Origin of the sequence: Pseudomonas sp. 1 R 17 (assembly GCF_900067035.1) — a bacterium.
Taxonomy (GTDB): domain Bacteria; phylum Pseudomonadota; class Gammaproteobacteria; order Pseudomonadales; family Pseudomonadaceae; genus Aquipseudomonas; species Aquipseudomonas marginalis.
Genome location: NZ_FKLB01000062.1, coordinates 42562 through 59220, shown reverse-complemented (window position 1 = coordinate 59220; position 16659 = coordinate 42562). Strand labels below are relative to the sequence as shown.

General features: G+C 62.1%; 15 protein-coding genes. 14 read left to right on the top strand and 1 reads right to left on the bottom strand.

Going from position 1 to position 16659, the window contains the following annotated elements:
• Window positions 1–124: 124 nt before the first annotated feature.
• The 10 genes from BFP99_RS25805 to BFP99_RS25760 all read left to right on the top strand — a co-directional run bounded on the left by BFP99_RS25805 (window position 125) and on the right by BFP99_RS25760 (window position 8444).
• The gene (locus BFP99_RS25805) at window positions 125–940 is read left to right on the top strand and encodes an energy transducer TonB (RefSeq protein ID WP_012721645.1); all 816 of its coding nucleotides are present in this window, start codon (window positions 125–127) and stop codon (window positions 938–940) included.
• 54 nt (window positions 941–994) lie between these two features.
• Window positions 995–1714 (top strand): MotA/TolQ/ExbB proton channel family protein, encoded by a 720-nt coding sequence (locus tag BFP99_RS25800; protein ID WP_027607855.1) that lies wholly within the window; start codon window positions 995–997, stop codon window positions 1712–1714.
• A gap of 1 nt (window position 1715) precedes the next feature.
• Window positions 1716–2117, top strand: a complete 402-nt coding sequence (locus BFP99_RS25795) for an ExbD/TolR family protein (protein WP_010565408.1) — start codon at window positions 1716–1718, stop codon at window positions 2115–2117.
• 329 nt (window positions 2118–2446) lie between these two features.
• Window positions 2447–3028 (top strand): alpha/beta hydrolase, encoded by a 582-nt coding sequence (locus BFP99_RS25790; protein WP_016975008.1) that lies wholly within the window; start codon window positions 2447–2449, stop codon window positions 3026–3028.
• Between the two features lie 49 nt (window positions 3029–3077).
• Window positions 3078–3998 (top strand): sigma 54-interacting transcriptional regulator, encoded by a 921-nt coding sequence (locus tag BFP99_RS25785; RefSeq protein ID WP_065948529.1) that lies wholly within the window; start codon window positions 3078–3080, stop codon window positions 3996–3998.
• A gap of 149 nt (window positions 3999–4147) precedes the next feature.
• Window positions 4148–4930 (top strand): MetQ/NlpA family ABC transporter substrate-binding protein, encoded by a 783-nt coding sequence (locus BFP99_RS25780; protein ID WP_027607851.1) that lies wholly within the window; start codon window positions 4148–4150, stop codon window positions 4928–4930.
• A gap of 587 nt (window positions 4931–5517) precedes the next feature.
• On the top strand, window positions 5518–6183 hold the full coding sequence (locus BFP99_RS25775; protein WP_065925841.1) for an amino acid ABC transporter permease: 666 nt from the start codon (window positions 5518–5520) through the stop codon (window positions 6181–6183).
• Window positions 6164–6823 carry an amino acid ABC transporter permease gene (locus BFP99_RS25770; RefSeq protein WP_065948528.1) on the top strand — a complete coding sequence of 220 codons (660 nt, stop codon included), beginning with the start codon at window positions 6164–6166 and terminating at the stop codon, window positions 6821–6823. Before BFP99_RS25775 ends, BFP99_RS25770 begins: the two co-directional genes overlap by 20 nt.
• Window positions 6820–7596, top strand: coding sequence for an amino acid ABC transporter ATP-binding protein (locus BFP99_RS25765; RefSeq protein ID WP_065925840.1), 777 nt, complete (start codon window positions 6820–6822; stop codon window positions 7594–7596). Before BFP99_RS25770 ends, BFP99_RS25765 begins: the two co-directional genes overlap by 4 nt.
• Window positions 7593–8444 carry a transporter substrate-binding domain-containing protein gene (locus BFP99_RS25760; RefSeq protein WP_065925839.1) on the top strand — a complete coding sequence of 284 codons (852 nt, stop codon included), beginning with the start codon at window positions 7593–7595 and terminating at the stop codon, window positions 8442–8444. The genes BFP99_RS25765 and BFP99_RS25760 overlap by 4 nt, the downstream gene beginning before the upstream one ends.
• Before the next feature lie 57 nt (window positions 8445–8501).
• Here the strand turns inward: BFP99_RS25760 and BFP99_RS25755 are convergent, their stop codons facing one another.
• Window positions 8502–8858, bottom strand: coding sequence for a hypothetical protein (locus tag BFP99_RS25755; RefSeq protein ID WP_065925838.1), 357 nt, complete (start codon window positions 8856–8858; stop codon window positions 8502–8504).
• A 239-nt stretch (window positions 8859–9097) separates the two neighbouring features.
• Between BFP99_RS25755 and BFP99_RS25750 the strand changes: the two genes are divergently transcribed.
• The 4 genes from BFP99_RS25750 (at window position 9098) to BFP99_RS25735 (ending at window position 16636) form a co-directional block, all read left to right on the top strand.
• The gene (locus tag BFP99_RS25750; protein WP_065948527.1) at window positions 9098–10180 is read left to right on the top strand and encodes an efflux RND transporter periplasmic adaptor subunit; all 1083 of its coding nucleotides are present in this window, start codon (window positions 9098–9100) and stop codon (window positions 10178–10180) included.
• Entirely contained in the window at window positions 10177–11247 is a 1071-nt protein-coding gene (locus tag BFP99_RS25745; protein WP_065925836.1) for an efflux RND transporter periplasmic adaptor subunit, read from the top strand. The genes BFP99_RS25750 and BFP99_RS25745 overlap by 4 nt, the downstream gene beginning before the upstream one ends.
• A complete protein-coding gene (locus tag BFP99_RS25740; protein WP_065925835.1) occupies window positions 11244–14300 on the top strand; it encodes an efflux RND transporter permease subunit in 3057 nt (1018 codons plus the stop codon). The genes BFP99_RS25745 and BFP99_RS25740 overlap by 4 nt, the downstream gene beginning before the upstream one ends.
• A 161-nt stretch (window positions 14301–14461) precedes the next feature.
• Window positions 14462–16636: a glycoside hydrolase gene (locus tag BFP99_RS25735; RefSeq protein ID WP_065948526.1), complete on the top strand. Its 2175-nt coding sequence runs from the start codon at window positions 14462–14464 to the stop codon at window positions 16634–16636.
• Window positions 16637–16659 lie beyond the last annotated feature (23 nt).

Genomic DNA, 16659 nt, shown 5'->3' with positions numbered 1-16659 from the left:
GATCTATCTATAACTTCAAAGATTACTTTAAGAGATAAGCGTCTGGCCCCGATGATTCAGCCCTCGACGGCCTTCCACGCAGGCCCGTCGGTTTTTTTGTTTCGAAACCGTAGGGAGTCAATCAATGGGCAATGTCCAGACCGCCGCCAGTGCACCCGAGGCGCAATGGCGCCAGGCACCGAGTGGTGAGTTGGTCGACCTTGGCCGGCCGCACCGCGCGCCGTTGGGGCAATTGCGAACGCAGCAAACCCCGAAGCGCTTCTCCAGCCGCCGCGAAGGGATCCTGCTCGGTTTGTTGGTGTTGGCCCTGCACGGTGCAGTGATTTATTGGGTCAGCCAGAAACCCACGCCGGTGCTGCCGATTGTGCCGCCGGAAATTCCGCCGATGACCATCGAATTTTCCCAGCCGGCACCGCCCGTGGTGGAACCGCCACCGCCTGTGCCGCCACCACCGCCACCGCCTGTTGTCGAGCCGCCGCCGCCGGTGGTGGATGAGTTGGCCGCCAAGCCGGCGCCGCCCAAGCCGATTCCAAAACCTAAGCCCAAGCCGGTGCCAAAGCCTGAGCCCAAGCCCGCACCGAAACCGGTCGAGCAGGCGCCCACGCCACCGCAACCGGCGCCACCGGCACCCGCGCCCGCTCCGCCCGCGCCAGCCCCGGTGACACCGGCTTCGGCCAACGCCGCGTACCTCAAGAACCCGGCGCCGGAGTACCCGTCACTGGCGCAGCGTCGCGGTTGGGAAGGCACGGTGTTGTTGCGGGTGCATGTACTGGCCAGCGGTAAGCCGGGCGAGATCCAGGTCCAGAAAAGCAGCGGTCGCCAGCAACTCGACGACGCCGCACTGACCGCCGTGAAGCGGTGGAGCTTCGTGCCGGCCAAGCAGGGCGATGTGGCCCAGGACGGCTGGGTCAGCGTACCGATCGACTTCAAGATTCACTAACTATTGCGCTGCGGTGTGCAGCACACGCCGCGACTTGTACAGAGGGAAAACATCATGGCATTAGCATCTCCACTTGAATCCATCGAAAGCGCGGTGATCTGGCTGCTGGTGGTCTTTTCGGTCGCCACCTGGGGCCTGGCCCTGCTCAAGGGCGTGCAGTTCGGTCGCCTCAAAGCGCAGGATCGCAAGTTCCACAAACAGTTCTGGGCGGCGTCGAGCCTCGACTCGGCCGCCGAGTTGGCCGAAACCCAGCCCGGCGCCGCTGCCCGTGTGGCCCAGGCCGGTTACGCCGCGATCCAGGTCGGGGAAGCGCCGCACGCGGCCGACCTGAGCCAGGCGATCAACCACCAGGACCGCCTCGAGCGTGCCCTGCGCCAGCAGATCGTACGTGAGCGCCGCTCCCTGGAAACCGGCCTGGCCGTGGTCGCCAGTATCGGCAGCACCTCGCCGTTTATCGGCCTGTTCGGCACCGTGTGGGGGATCATGGAAGCGCTCAAGGGCATCAGTGCCGCCGGCTCCGCCAGCCTTGAAACCGTGGCCGGCCCCATCGGTGCAGCCCTGGTTGCCACTGGCGTGGGGATCGCCGTCGCGGTGCCGGCGGTGCTGGTCTACAACTACTTCCTGCGTCGCCTGAAGCTCACGGCGGCGGACCTGGATGACTTTGCCCACGACTTCTACAGCCTGGCGCAGAAAAACTCCTTCCGTGTGCTGCTGCATCCTGCCCTGACTAAACATGCGCCGGGTAACCCGCAAAAAGTGAAGGAGGCGTCCTGATATGGCCTTCTCCACGCAAGACAGTGATGAGGTACTGAGCGAGATCAACGTCACGCCCCTGGTGGACGTGATGCTGGTGCTGCTGGTGGTGTTTATCGTCACCGCGCCGCTGTTGACCAACGCGATCCCGATCAACCTGCCCAAGACCGAGGCCGTAGCCCCGGTGGAGCAGAAGGACCCGCTGGTGGTGAGCATCGACGGCGCCGGCAAACTGTTCATCAACAAGGACGAAATCCAGCCGGACCTGCTGGAATTCAACCTGCAGGCGGCCAAGGCCAAGGACCCCGATGTGCGGGTGCAACTGCAGGCTGACGATGGTGTGAACTACGGCGAAGTGGCGCGAGCCATGGCGTCTATCGAGCGCGCGGGGATTACCAAGCTGTCGGTGATTACCGCACGTTAGTTGCAAAAGCCTCGACAATTTTTTGGCCGTTTCCTTGGCAGGGTGCGGCCTTTTTTTTGCCTGGAATTCAAGCCACACCGCCAAATCCCAATGTGGAATGTGGAATGTGGAATGTGGAATGTGGGAGGGGGCTTGCTCCCGATGGCGGAGTGTCAGTTGGCCTATTTGTCAGCTGACCCACCGCCATCGGGAGCAAGCCCCCTCCCACATTTGAACCTCATGCAGGTTTGAGTTTTTGGTTATTAATAAATAGCTTCTTATTCCTTAACGAATATAACCCTCGTCCCTATACTGTCCTACAACGTTAAACGCTGCAGGAGGGCACACCCATGCACAGCGAGTCGATTCGTTATCTGATCGTGCCGGGCTGGCAAGGATCGCCAGAAGATCATTGGCAAAGTCACTGGCAGAACAGCCTGCCCAACAGCGCACGGGTGGAGCAGGCCGATTGGCTGACGCCGCGCCGCGAGGACTGGGTGGCTGCGCTGGCCGAGGCGATTGCCGCCGACAGCACCCCGGTAATTCTGATCGCCCATAGCCTGGGCTGCATCACCGTGGCCCATTGGGCTGCCACCGCACCCGTGCAGTTCCTGCGGCAGGTGCGCGGGGCCTTGCTGGTGGCTCCGGCGGATGTTGAACGGCCAGCCTGCTCGCCGGCCTTGCGCAACTTTGCGCCGATCCCGACCGACCTGCTGCCGTTTCCCAGCCAGGTGGTCAGTTCCGATAACGACAGCGCCGTCAGCGCCCCCCGGGCCCTGGAGCTGGCGCGTAATTGGGGCGCCGAAGCCGGCATCCTGTCGGGGGCCGGACATATCAATGTGAAGTCCGGTCACCAGCGCTGGGAGCAGGGGTTCGCCTACCTGTATCGCCTGCAAAGCCGCCTCGAGCATCACGCCCGGCGCACAGCCTGATATTTTTTCAACGCCCCGTCCCTGAGTGGATTTGGGGCGGGAGCCTGCCATGAGCCTGCATGAAACCTTCGGTCAGCCGCTGCTGACCTTCCCCGACGCCGAAAAAAGCCCGCTGAGCATCCGCGCCAAGGCGCTGGTGTTTGTCGACCCACGCTCGCGCAAGCTGCGCGAAGACCTGGAAAACCTGGCCCCGCGCGCCTTGCCTGTATTGATTCGAGGCGAGACCGGCAGCGGTAAAGAATTGCTGGCGCGGCATATTCACCGGGGCAGCGACCGCTCCGGTTTGTTTGTATCGGTCAATTGCGGCGCCATCAGCCCAACCTACGCCGACGCCGAACTGTTCGGCTACGCCGCCGGCGCCCACAGTGGCGCGGCCAGCAGCCGGGCCGGGTGGTTTGGCTCGGCGAATGGCGGCACTTTGTATCTGGATGAGATCGGCGACTTGCCGCTGCCGATCCAGGTGAAACTGCTGGCGGCCCTGGAAAACCATGAAGTCACCCGCGTGGGCGCTCACCAGCCGAGCCCGGTGGACGTGCGCCTGGTGGCCGCCACCAGCATCGACCTGGCCCAGGCCGTGGCCGCCGGCAAGTTTCATGAGCGGCTGTTCCATTACCTGAGCGAAGGCCAGCTGGATCTGCCGGCATTGCGTGAGCGGGTGGGCGATATCCTGTCGTTGGCCGAGTACTTCCTCGGTATCTACAGCCAGCGCCTGGACCTGCCGGTGCCGTTGATCAGCGACGCCGCCCAGCGCGTACTGGAACACCACAGCTGGCCGGGTAATACCCGCGAGCTGGAGAACGTCATCCACTTCGCCTTGCTGGTGAGCAGCGGCGACGAAATTCTGCCCGAACACCTGAACCTGCCGGTGGCGGGGTCGCCCTTGGACCAAGTGCAGCGCATCTTCGCCAATGCCAGCCCGGCTGAGCAGGAAACCTTGCGCAGCTTTCTACGCGAGCAAGCAGCTACATGAGTAAAATGGAATATCAACGTGAATAAAAGATATTGTTCGGGAATAAAAAATCTAGGTATTGTCCATTCCACGCCGCGATAGCACTTCGCTGGCACACCACATAAAAAACGGTCGTCAGAGACGCCCCGGAATTTCGATAAGGACACTGCATGAAAAAGGTTCTGTTGTTTACCGCATTGGCGGCTGCCCTGACTGCAAGCTTCGCCCAGGCCAACGAGAAACTGGTGGTGGCCGCCACCCCGATCCCGCACGCCGAGATCCTTGAACTGGTCAAGCCAACCCTCGCCAAAGAAGGCGTGGATCTGGAAATCAAAGTCTTCACCGACTACGTACAGCCAAACGTACAGGTTGCCGAGAAGCGCCTGGACGCCAACTACTTCCAGACCCTGCCGTACCTGGAAAACTTCAACAAGGGCAAGGGCACCAACCTGGTCACCGTGGTTGGCGTGCACGTTGAACCCTTCGGCGGTTACTCGAAAAAGATCAAGAATATTTCCGAGCTCAAGGATGGCGCCACCGTGGCCATCCCGAACGAAGGCTCCAACAGCGGCCGCGCCCTGTTGCTGCTGCAGAAAGCCGGTGTGATCACCCTGAAAGACCCGACCAACGCCCTGGCCACGCCGAAAGACATTGCCAGCAACCCGAAGAACCTGAAGTTCAAGGAGCTGGAATCGGCCCTGCTGCCACGGGTGCTGGACCAGGTTGACCTGGACTTGATCAACACCAACTACGCCCTGGAAGCTGGCTTGAACCCGGCCAAGGACGCGCTGATCATCGAAGATGCCAAGTCGCCGTACGTGAACTTCCTGGTGGCGCGCCCGGACAACAAGGACAGCGACGCTATCCAGAAACTGTCCAAGGCCCTGACCAGCCCGGAAGTCAAAGCCTTCATCGAGAAGAAGTACAACGGCGCAGTCGTGCCCGCGTTCTGATGTAAGCCAAAACCCCCTTCAAGGTTTCAACGCCGGCGGCTACTACAGCGTCGGCGTTTTTTATGCCTGGAATTTGGAATGCAATAAAAATGTGGGAAGGGGCTTGCCAGTCAGAAGGCTTTTTGTAGGAGCGAGCTTGCTCGCGAAAAACTCACAGGCGCCGCGTTCATTCAGGAAGCACGCGTTATCGTTGACGTTTTTCGCGAGCAAGCTCGCTCCTACAGGAGGCGATGTACGCTTAACTGACTGGCATTAGGGCAAACCCCCTCCCACATTGGATCTACGGTGTTTTAGAGATCCCGGCTATTGATCGCCCTGCGCAACGCCACCAACCATTTCACCAGCTCCTGCGGATCAATCGGTTTCGCTTTGTTCATTGTTCATTCCCTCGAAACACAGACCCCCCAACCATAGCCGTCACCTGGAAAACCCGCGAATCCGTCGGTTATCTTTTTGGGTGATATCAATATGCTATTTCGGTATTTAAATTTTACTTTTTATACCTTTAAAGTTCGCGCTACCCGGCGTTACCCACGCCGGATCGGACGACGCTCGCCGCATTACCCCTGCGGTGTCATGGACTCACAATGACCTTCGATTTCGCTTTTATCCTCAGCACCCTGCCGGCGTTTCTGAAAGCCGTGGGCGTCACGCTGCAAGTGGGCCTGATCGCCATTGCCACCTCGTTGCTGGTGGCGCTGATCAACGCCGCACTGCTGGTGTTTCGCACGCCGTACCTGTCGCGCCTGGTGGCGCTCTATGTGGAACTGGCGCGCAATACACCGCTGCTGATCCAGCTGTTCTTCGTGTACTTCGCCTTGCCGGCGATGGGTTTGAATATCTCCGGGTTCTGGGCGGCGATCATCACCATGACGTTCCTCGGCGGTGCCTACCTCACCGAAGTACTGCGCGCCGGTGTGGAAGCGGTGCCGCTGGCGCAGATCGAGTCGGGCAAATCCATCGGCCTGTCGGACTGGCAACTGCTGCGCCATGTGATCCTGCCCCAGGCCGGCATCCTCAGCCTGCCGGCGTTGTTCGCCAACTTCATCTTCCTGCTCAAGGAGACCACCGTGGTCTCTGCCGTGGCGGTGCCGGAGATTCTCTACACCACCAAGAGCTACATCGCCCTCTACTACAAAACCTACGAAATGCTCGCCGTGCTGACGCTGATTTGCGTGCTGCTGTTCTTGCCGCTGTCGTTGCTGCTCAGCCGCCTGGAAAGGAGGCTCCAGCATGGCCAGTTCGGGTCTTGAGTTGTTGTGGGTGTCGTTGCCGCAACTGGGCAAGGGCGCTGCGCAGACCCTGTCGATTTCGTTGTTGAGCATCGCCTTCAGTACGGTCGGCGGCGTGTTGTATGGCGTGCTGCGCACCTTGAACAACAGGCTGGTCAACGCGGTGCTGCGGGCTTACCTGGAGCTGTTCCGGGCGATTCCGGTGCTGGTGTGGTTGTACCTGCTGTTCTTTGGCCTGCCGATCTTCTTTGGCCTGAGCATCCCCAGCTTCTGGTGCGCGGTGCTGGTGTTGTCGCTGTGGGGCGCCAGCGAAGTGGGCGAAGTGGTACGCGGCGCGTTGCATTCGCTGCCCCGCGGCCAGCGCGAAGCCGGCCTGTCGATTGGCTTGTCCGACCCGCAGTTGTACGGCTACGTGTTGCTGCCCCAGGCCCTCAAGCGCATGACGCCGCCGACCATCAACGTCTACACGCGCATCATCAAGACCAGTTCCCTGGCGGTGCTGATCGGTGTGGTGGACGTGATCAAGGTCGGCCAGCAAATCATCGAGCGCACCTATGAGTCGGTGTTGATCTACGGCGCGCTGTTCCTGTTTTTCTTCTTTATCTGCTACCCGTTGTCGGCCGCCTCCAAGGTGCTGGAACGGCGCTGGGCCCAAGCATGAGCGCATTGATCGAGTTCCAGGGTTTCAACAAATTCTTCGGCGACCAGCAGGTGCTCAAGGGCATCGACCTGAGTGTGCAAAGCGGCGAAGTGGTGGTGATCCTCGGCCCCAGCGGCTGCGGCAAAAGCACCTTGCTGCGCTGCCTCAACGGCCTGGAAGTGGCCCATAGCGGCAGCCTGCGGTTTGCCGGCAAGGAGTTGTTGGATAAAACCACCGACTGGCGCCAGGTGCGCCAGGACGTAGGCATGGTGTTCCAGAGCTACCACCTGTTCCCGCACATGAGTGTGCTCGACAACATCCTGCTCGGCCCGCTGAAAGTGCAAAAGCGCGAGCCGCGCGAAGCCCGCGAGCAGGCCGAGAAACTGCTGGCGCGCGTCGGCCTGGCGGACAAGCGCGACGCCTTCCCGCGCCAGCTCTCCGGCGGCCAGCAGCAACGCATCGCCATCGTCCGCTCGCTGTGCATGAACCCTCAGGTCATGCTGTTTGACGAAGTCACCGCCGCCCTCGACCCGGAGATGGTCAAGGAAGTGCTGGAGGTGATCCAGGGCCTGGCCCGCGATGGCATGACCCTGCTGATCGTCACCCACGAAATGGCCTTCGCCCGCGCCGTCGCCGACCGCGTGGTGTTTATGGAGGCCGGTCGCATCCTCGAACACAACACCCCCGAAGAATTCTTTACGAACCCGCAAACCGCACGCGCGCAGCAGTTCCTGGAGAAATTCTCCTTTGTCTCAACACTGCCCAAGAAAACCCAGGAACTGGAGCTGCTATGAAAAAGTTACTGCTGCCACTGTTGGCTGTCGCCCTACTGGCCGGCTGCGATAAAAAGGCCGAAGAGCCTGCTAAACCTGCTGCCGCCGTGAGCTACCTCGACAAGATCAAGGCGCGGGACAAGCTGATCGTCGGCGTATTCACCGACAAGCCACCGTTTGGCTTTGTCAACGAAGCCGGGCGCTACGTCGGCTTCGATACCGACATCGGTCGTCAATTCGCCAAGGACCTGTTGGGCGATGAGAACAAGGTCGAATTCGTCGCCGTCGAGCCGGCCAGCCGTATTCCGTTCCTGCAAAGCGACAAGGTCGACCTGATCCTCGCCAACATGACCGTGACCCCCGAGCGCAAGGAGGCGGTGGACTTCACCAACCCCAACCTGAAAGTCGCGGTGCAGGCGTTGGTGCCCCAGGACAGCGCGGTGAAAAGCCTGGATGACCTGGCCACCCGCACCACCATCGTTACCACCGGCACCACTGCCGATATCTGGCTGACCAAGAACCACCCGGACTGGAAACTGCTGAAGTTCGAGAAAAACTCCGAGTCGCTGCAAGCGCTGTCGGCCGGGCGTGGCGATGCCTATGCGCAAGACAACCTGGTGCTGTTCAGCTGGGCCAAGCAGAACCCGGGCTACCGCGTACTGGAGGAGAAACTCGGTGACGAAGCGCCGATTGCCCCGGCGGTGAAGAAGGGCAATATCGAACTGCGCGACTGGGTGAATGCCGAGTTGGCGAAGCTGGGTGAGGAGAAATTCCTGCTCAAGCTGTATGACCAATATGTGCGCAAGGAGCTGAGCGATGACACCAAGCCTGAGAGTGTGATTGTCGAAGGCGGGAAGTGGCAGGGCTGATTCCTAGCTGATCGTTCCCACTCCGTGGGAACGATCGTCAATAATCCAGGCCCCTGTTCAATGGGTGATGTGGAATTTTTCGGAGTCGCCCATCTCGCCATTTCCCTGGCCGATTCGGATCATGTAGTGGATTTGCCGCTGGCCTATGTTCTTCAGCAATGCATCCCTGGGAATGAATGCCTGAATCTCCCGCGGCGGCTGATTGTTGAACTCTTTGTCCACCACGACTTCGCCATCGATGTAAATCTGCAGGCGATCATTGCTTGTGCCTATGTCGGTAGGCTGAATGACGGCGGTTGCTCCCTCGGGGGGCACATCCCTCAAGGACAGTAACCAGTAGTCTGAGGGGGGAGTCGGTGGTTTGGCCTCATTGATTTGCAGGGACGGAAGTTTTTTTGTCTTTTGGCTGCTCATTGGGTCTACCTCAGTACGGGTAAGTGAGGTGCTTGCACGGCAGCGCGTGGGAATGTCCGCGCAGCAAGACGGGAGCCAATATTTACGAGGGTTGGCGGCGGCCGTCTACTGTTAGAACTCACAGGTCTGGCCGGCCTGCGAAGCCTCGGGGTGCGGGAGCCCCATGCAGATAAGGAACCCTGAACTAAGCTCACAGTCGCATACACACTGGCACATCGCATCGCGCACAAGGAGTCTGCATGGGCGGTCGTATTTCCATCTGTATCGTCGGTCTGGGTTTAGTGGTGTTGCTGAGCGCGTGTGGCCAGGAAAAAGCTGAGCCCAAGGCCCATTCGCGGGTCTTTGTTCAAACCGTACAACCCGCCGATTTCGCCGCGGCCGTCACGCTGACCGGAGATATCCAGGCCCGCGTGCAAACCGATTTGTCCTTCCGCGTCGGCGGCAAGATCATCCAGCGCATGGTGGATGTAGGCGATCGCGTCAAAGCCAGACAGGTGCTGGCCAGGCTCGATCCCAAGGATTTGCAGACCAACGTCGATTCCGCCCAGGCCCAGGTCGTGGCCGAGCAGGCGCGGGTCAAGCAAACCGCCGCTGCGTTTGTGCGCCAGGAAAAGCTCCTGCCCAAGGGCTATACCAGCCGCAGCGAATACGATTCCGCCCAGGCCGCGCTGCGCAGCAGCCAAAGTGCCCTGGCCGCCGCGCAGGCGCAGTTGGCCAACGCCCGTGAACAACTCGGCTATACCGCGCTGATCGCGGATGCGCCGGGGGTGATCACCGCGCGCCAGGCCGAAGTCGGTCAGGTGGTGCAGGCCACCGTGCCGATTTTCAGCCTGGCCAGCGATGGCGAGCGCGACGCGGTGTTCAACGTCTATGAGTCACTGCTGGTTGAGCCGCCGCCGGATGCGCCGATCACCGTCAGCCTGCTGGATAACCCGAGCATCAAGGCCGTGGGTAAAGTGCGTGAAGTCACGCCTGCCGTGGCCGCCAATACCGGCACGGTGCAAGTGAAGATCGCCCTGCAATCGTTACCCGAAGGCATGCGGCTTGGTTCGGTGGTCAGCGCCACCGCCAATGGCCCGGCCAAGGCGAGTATCGAGCTGCCGTGGTCGGCGTTGACCAAAGACCTCAGCGAGCCCGCCGTATGGCTGGTGGACGGCGAGGGCAAGGCGCAACTGCACAAGGTCACGGTGGCGCGTTACCTCACAGGCAAAGTGATTGTTGGCGACGGCCTCAAGGGCGGCGAAAAAGTCGTGGTGGCCGGTGGGCAATTGCTGCACCCCGGCATGCTGGTCGAGATCGCCCAGCCAGGAGCCCAGCCATGAAGCGCCTGACGGTTGTACTTGCCGCCAGCCTGTTGCTGATGGCCTGTTCAAAGGAAGAACCGGCGCCCGAGCCCTTGCGCCCGGTGCTGTCCATGGAAGTGAAGTCCGAGGACCAGGAAACCCTCGGCCGTTTCGCCGGCGCCATCCAGGCGCGCTATGAAAGCAATCTGGGCTTCCGCGTCCCCGGTCGCATCGCCCGGCGTGCCGTGGATGTGGGCGCCGAAGTGGACAAGGGCGCCTTGCTCGCGGTGCTCGACCCTACCGACCAACAGAACCAGTTGCGCGCCGCCCAAGGCGATTTGGCGCGGGTGCAGGCGCAGTTCATCAACGCCCAGGCCAATGCCCGCCGCCAGCAGGAGCTGTTCAACCGTGGCGTCGGCGCCCAGGCCCAACTGGACGTGGCCCAGACCGACCTGAAAACCACCCAGGCCTCCCTCGACCAGGCCCAGGCTTCGGTCAACCAGGCCAGGGACCAGCTCAACTACGCCGAGCTGCGCACCGACCACGCCGGCATCGTCACCGCCTGGAATGCCGAGGCCGGCCAGGTGGTCAGCGCCGGTCAGCAAGTGGTGACCCTGGCGCGCCCGGACATCAAGGAGGCGGTGATCGACCTGCCCGCCGGCCTCGCCGAGCGCCTGCCAGCGGATGTGGTATTCCTCGTCGCCGGCCAACTCGACCCCAGCGTCCACACCACCGCCACCGTGCGCGAGATCGAACCCCAGGCCCAAAGCGCCACGCGCACCCGTCGCGCGCGCCTGACCCTGGCCGAAACGCCGCCCGCGTTCCGCCTTGGCACGGCGATCAGCGTGACCTTGAGTTCGGCCATCGCCCCACGCATCGAGTTGCCCCTGAGCGCCTTGCAGGAAGTCGACGGCAAGACCCGCATCTGGATCCTCGATACCCAAAGCCAGACCGTGCAACCGCGCGACATCACGGTGCTGAGTCGTGATGCTGACAGCGCCTTGCTCAACGGCGGCGTCAAACCCGGCGAGCGTATCGTTACCGCCGGCGTGAACAGCCTGAAGCCCGGGCAGAAAGTCAAAATCGACGAGGACAGCCCGCGATGAAAGGCAGCTTCAACTTATCCGACTGGGCCCTCAAGCATCAGTCCTTTGTCTGGTACCTGATGTTCGTCGCGCTGCTGATGGGCGTGTTCTCGTACATGAACCTGGGCCGTGAAGAGGACCCCTCGTTCACCATCAAGACCATGGTCATCCAGACCCGCTGGCCGGGCGCGACCCAGGAAGAAACCCTCAAGCAGGTCACCGACCGCATCGAGAAGAAGCTCGAGGAACTCGACGCCCTCGACTACGTGAAAAGCTACACCCGGCCGGGTGAATCGACGGTGTTCGTGTTCCTCAAGGACACCACCAGCGCCAAGGCCATCCCGGAGATCTGGTACCAGGTCCGCAAGAAGATCGACGACATTCGCGGCACCTTCCCCCAGGGCTTGCAGGGGCCGTCGTTCAACGACGAATTCGGTGATGTGTTCGGCTCGGTGTATGCCTTTACCGGCGACGGCCTGTCGATGCGCCAGTTGCGCGACTACGTGGAGCAGGTGCGCGCCGAGATCCGTTCGGTACCGGGGCTGGGCAAGGTCGAGATGATCGGCCAGCAGGACGAAGTGATTTACCTGAACTTCTCCACGCGCAAACTGGCGGCCCTGGGCATCGACCAGCGCCAGGTGGTGCAAAGCCTGCAATCGCAGAACGCGGTGACCCCCGCCGGCGTGATCGAGGCCGGTCCGGAGCGCATCTCGGTGCGTACCTCGGGGCAGTTCGCCTCGGAGAAAGACCTGGCCAACGTCAACCTGCGCCTCAATGACCGCTTCTATCGCCTGGCGGATATCGCCGAGATCAGCCGTGGCTACGTCGACCCGGCGCGGCCGATGTTCCGCTTCAACGGCAAGCCGGCGATTGGCCTGGCCATCGCCATGCAGAAGGGCGGCAATATCCAGTCGTTCGGTAAGGCGCTGCACACGCGGATGGACGAGCTGACCGCCGACCTGCCGGTGGGCGTCGGTGTGCATAAGGTCTCCGACCAGGCCGAAGTGGTGGAAGAGGCCGTCGGCGGCTTTACCAGCGCGCTGTTCGAAGCGGTGATTATCGTGCTGGTGGTGAGCTTTATCAGCCTGGGCATGCGCGCCGGGCTGGTGGTGGCGTGCTCGATTCCACTGGTGCTGGCGCTGGTATTCGTGTTCATGGAATACAGCGGCATCACCATGCAGCGTGTGTCGCTGGGGGCGTTGATCATCGCCCTCGGCCTGTTGGTGGACGATGCGATGATCACCGTGGAGATGATGATCACGCGCCTGGAAAAAGGCGAAACCAAGGAGCAGGCGGCGACCTACGCCTACACCTCCACGGCATTTCCGATGCTCACCGGTACGTTGGTGACCGTCGCCGGCTTCGTGCCGATTGGCCTCAACGCCAGTTCGGCAGGCGAGTACACCTTTACCCTGTTCGCGGTGATTGCCGTAGCGATGCTGGTGTCGTGGGTGGTGGCGGTGCTGTTTGCGCCGGTGATCGGCGTGCATATCCTCAGTGCCAAGGTGAAACCCCACGACGCCGAGCCGGGGCGCATCGGCCGCGCGTTCAATGGCGGCATGCTGTGGGCCATGCGCAACCGTTGGTGGGCGATCGGCATCACCGTGGGCCTGTTCGTGGCGTCGGTGTTCTCCATGCAGTTTGTGCAGAACCAGTTCTTCCCGTCGTCGGACCGCCCGGAAATCCTCGTCGACCTCAACCTGCCGCAAAACGCCTCGATCAACGAGACGCGCAAGGCCGTCGACCGCCTCGAAGCGATCATCAAGGACGACCCGGACATTGCACGCTGGAGCACTTATATCGGCCAGGGCGCGATCCGTTTCTACCTGCCCCTCGACCAGCAACTGGAAAACCCCTACTACGCGCAACTGGTGATCGTCAGCAAAGGCCTGGAAGAGCGCGGTGCCCTGATTGCGCGCCTGCAAAAGCGCCTGCGCGACGACTTCGTAGGCATCGGCAGTTTCGTGCAGCCGCTGGAAATGGGCCCGCCGGTGGGGCGTCCGATCCAGTACCGCGTGTCTGGCAAAGACACCGACCAGGTGCGCAAACACGCCATCGAACTGGCGACCCTGCTGGATAAAAACACCCACCTGGGCGAGATCATCTACGACTGGAACGAGCCGGGCAAAGTGCTGCGCATCGACATTGCCCAGGACAAGGCGCGCCAGCTCGGGCTGTCCTCCGAAGACGTGGCGCAACTGATGAACAGCGTGGTCAGTGGTGCTTCGGTAACCCAGGTGCACGACGATATCTACCTGATCAGCGTGGTCGGCCGTGCCGAAGACGCCGAACGTGGCACGCCGGAAACCTTGCAGAACCTGCAGATCGTCACCCCCAACGGCACCTCGATTCCGCTGCTGGCCTTCGCCACTGTGCGGTATGAGCTGGAGCAGCCGCTGGTGTGGCGTCGCGACCGCAAGCCGACCATCACCATCAAGGCCTCGGTGCGCGATGAGATGCAGCCGACCGATCTGGTCAAGCAGCTCAAGCCGGAGATCGACAGGTTCAGCGCCGGCCTGCCGGTGGGCTACAAGGTTGCGACGGGCGGCACCGTGGAAGAAAGCGGCAAGGCCCAGGGCCCGATTGCCAGCGTGGTGCCGTTGATGCTGTTCCTGATGGCGACGTTCCTGATGATCCAGCTGCACAGCGTGCAGAAGATGTTCCTGGTGGCCAGTGTCGCGCCGCTGGGGCTGATCGGCGTGGTGCTGGCGCTGATCCCCACGGGCACGCCCATGGGCTTTGTGGCGATCCTCGGCATCCTGGCGCTGATCGGCATCATCATCCGCAACTCGGTGATCCTGGTGACGCAGATCCACGAATATGAAGTGGCCGGCTACACGCCGTGGGACGCGGTAGTGGAAGCCACCGAGCATCGGCGCCGGCCGATCCTGCTCACGGCGGCTGCGGCGAGCCTGGGCATGATCCCGATTGCCCGCGAAGTGTTCTGGGGGCCGATGGCCTACGCGATGATTGGCGGGATCATCATCGCTACCTTGCTGACGCTGCTGTTTTTGCCGGCGCTGTATGTGGCCTGGTACAAGATCCGCGAACCAAAGCAGGAACAACACGGTTAAAAATGTGGGAGGGAGCAAGTCGAATCGTCGCACCGCCCCTCCCACAATTGATCTCAGCTGGGCATTTGAGACGTGGGAAATTTCCGGAAGTGACGCCTGTTGCCCTGGCCAACCGTTGAGTGCTTTACCCTTCGACCTCCACCTCTCAACGGTCGCCTGCCATGAACCGTCTGCGTCTTACCTCGCTGATCTGCTGCTTGTTCCTGTCGCCCCTGGCCTTTGCCGGCACCGTATTGGAAAACCCGTTGTGGCGAGTCGAACTCGATCCGGCCACCCTCGCCATCCGTGTGACACCCAGTGGCCAGCCGCAGGTGCAGGCCTCCAACGGTGTAGCGGCGCGTGCTGTCAGTCAACCTGCACAAAACGCGCAACAGGCCAGTTGGCAATGGGATGACGGTGCCTATCGCGTGACTGCCAGCCTTGAGCAGCGCGACCTGGTGCTGTCGATCACGGCGCGGGAAGCCGGTGAGCTGCCGATTCTTCTGCAACCGCCGAGCGCCATGGGCCGAGGGTTGATGTGGCCGTTGGCCGAAGGGCATTACGTGCCGGCCGGCAATGCCATGTGGAACGCTTTCCTGGTGGCGCAAGGTGACATCAACACCACCCAGGACCTCAGCCTGCCGCTGTGGGGCGTCGATCACGGCGCCTTCACCCTCAACTGGCTGCTGACCAATCCCTATAACAACCGCCTGCGCTGGCGGGGCCAGGCGTTGTCGCTGGCCCATGAGTTCACCTCGCTCGGGCCTGCCGCCCCCATGACCCTGCTGTTGCACCTGGGCGAAAGCGATCCGCTGGCCGGGGCCAAGCGCTATCGCCGATGGCTGGTCGAGCAGGGGCGCTATGAACCCCTGGCAGACAAGCTGCGGCAAACCCCTGGGGCTGAAAAGCTGCTGGGCGCCAGCCATGTCTACCTGTGGGGCAATGACCTGCTGGCGCCGGAGGATGTGCGTGATTGGCCGTTGTTGCTCCAGCGCTTGCGCGCTCATGAACTCAGAGGCCTGTTGGACAAGGACTCCGCAGCGCTGCTGGCGCAGCCCCGCGCCTTGAATCGCTACGAGCAAAGCGTGCTGTTACGCGGCCTCAATGCCGCGATCAATAGGAAGGCCCGGCAGAGTTGGCAGGTGGACGAGCCCGATATGAGCCGTCTTGCCGCGCGCTACGGCGAGTTGCGTCGCGAATTGGCCGTGGACTTTGCCGGTGCCCTGCGCGATAGCCCCGGCACCTGGGGCAGCCAGGTGGTACAGACGCTGCGCGACGCCGGGCTGCCACGCTTGATGCTGACCCTGGGCGAAGGCTGGGAAGGCGGCCTCTGGCACCCCGAGACCATCCGCGCCGGTGTCGACGCCGGCTACCTGATGGCGCCCTACGACTCCTACCAAACCGCGTTGTCCGCCACCGAAAACCCCGACTGGACCACCGCCCACCTGGGCAGCCAGGCTTACCGCGACTGCGCCATCGTGTTGAGGGACGGCACACCCAAGACCGGCTTCCAGCAGTCCGGCCACTACACCGACCCGCGCTGTGTGCGACCTCTGTTGGAGGCGCGGGTGAAAGCCGTGCAGGCCGTTGCCGGCTTCAACGCCTGGTTTCTTGATGCGTACGCCACCAGCATGCTGTTCGACAGTTACCGCGACAGTGCACCGATGACCCAGGCGCAAAACGCCGAAGGCAATATCGATGCAGCCCGTTGGCTGAACACCACGCTGCAATTGCCGACCGGCTCCGAAGACGGTAACGCCATCACCGCCCAGGGCATCCTGTTCGCCCATGGCATGCAAACCCCGGTGCTGGGCTGGGGGGATCGCGACATGACCCAGGACAAACAGTCGCCCTACTACGTGGGCAACTGGTACCCGCCGGAGCAACCGGCGGTGTTCTTCAAGTCGGTGCCGCTGAACGAGCCGTTTCGCACCCTCTACTTCGACCCGACGCTGCGCCTGCCGCTGTATCAGGCGGTGTTCCATGGCTCGGTGATCACCACCCATCACTGGCTGTTCGACAGCCTCAAGCTGAGCAATGTACGGGCTGAAAATGAGCTGACCCAACTGCTCTACAACGTGCCGCCGCTGTATCACCTGAGTGCTGCGACGCTCAAGGCGCGGCTGCCGCTGATCCAGCGCCAGGATCGATTTTTCCGACCGTTGCATGAGCGCCTGGCCACCCAGGCGATGACCGGGTTTCGCTGGCTGACGGCGGATCGGCAGGTGCAGGAAACCACGTTTGCCGATGGCACGCGGTTGGTGGCGAATTTTTCCACGGGGTCGAGAGAGGGGTTTGCGGCGAGGAGTGTGACAGCGGTGGTGGATGAGAAATCGGTGGTGTATCAGGTGCAGTAGTGGTGTGTATCAGTCCGTCATCG

Bases quoted from the DNA above. Each gene is read 5' to 3' on its own strand.
- BFP99_RS25805 (WP_012721645.1), top strand. From the start codon at position 125: ATGGGCAATGTCCAGACCGCCGCCAGTGCACCCGAGGCGCAATGGCGC.
- BFP99_RS25800 (WP_027607855.1), top strand. From the start codon at position 995: ATGGCATTAGCATCTCCACTTGAATCCATCGAAAGCGCGGTGATCTGG.
- BFP99_RS25795 (WP_010565408.1), top strand. From the start codon at position 1,716: ATGGCCTTCTCCACGCAAGACAGTGATGAGGTACTGAGCGAGATCAAC.
- BFP99_RS25790 (WP_016975008.1), top strand. From the start codon at position 2,447: ATGCACAGCGAGTCGATTCGTTATCTGATCGTGCCGGGCTGGCAAGGA.
- BFP99_RS25785 (WP_065948529.1), top strand. From the start codon at position 3,078: ATGAGCCTGCATGAAACCTTCGGTCAGCCGCTGCTGACCTTCCCCGAC.
- BFP99_RS25780 (WP_027607851.1), top strand. From the start codon at position 4,148: ATGAAAAAGGTTCTGTTGTTTACCGCATTGGCGGCTGCCCTGACTGCA.
- BFP99_RS25775 (WP_065925841.1), top strand. From the start codon at position 5,518: ATGACCTTCGATTTCGCTTTTATCCTCAGCACCCTGCCGGCGTTTCTG.
- BFP99_RS25770 (WP_065948528.1), top strand. From the start codon at position 6,164: ATGGCCAGTTCGGGTCTTGAGTTGTTGTGGGTGTCGTTGCCGCAACTG.
- BFP99_RS25765 (WP_065925840.1), top strand. From the start codon at position 6,820: ATGAGCGCATTGATCGAGTTCCAGGGTTTCAACAAATTCTTCGGCGAC.
- BFP99_RS25760 (WP_065925839.1), top strand. From the start codon at position 7,593: ATGAAAAAGTTACTGCTGCCACTGTTGGCTGTCGCCCTACTGGCCGGC.
- BFP99_RS25755 (WP_065925838.1), bottom strand. From the start codon at position 8,858: ATGAGCAGCCAAAAGACAAAAAAACTTCCGTCCCTGCAAATCAATGAG.
- BFP99_RS25750 (WP_065948527.1), top strand. From the start codon at position 9,098: ATGGGCGGTCGTATTTCCATCTGTATCGTCGGTCTGGGTTTAGTGGTG.
- BFP99_RS25745 (WP_065925836.1), top strand. From the start codon at position 10,177: ATGAAGCGCCTGACGGTTGTACTTGCCGCCAGCCTGTTGCTGATGGCC.
- BFP99_RS25740 (WP_065925835.1), top strand. From the start codon at position 11,244: ATGAAAGGCAGCTTCAACTTATCCGACTGGGCCCTCAAGCATCAGTCC.
- BFP99_RS25735 (WP_065948526.1), top strand. From the start codon at position 14,462: ATGAACCGTCTGCGTCTTACCTCGCTGATCTGCTGCTTGTTCCTGTCG.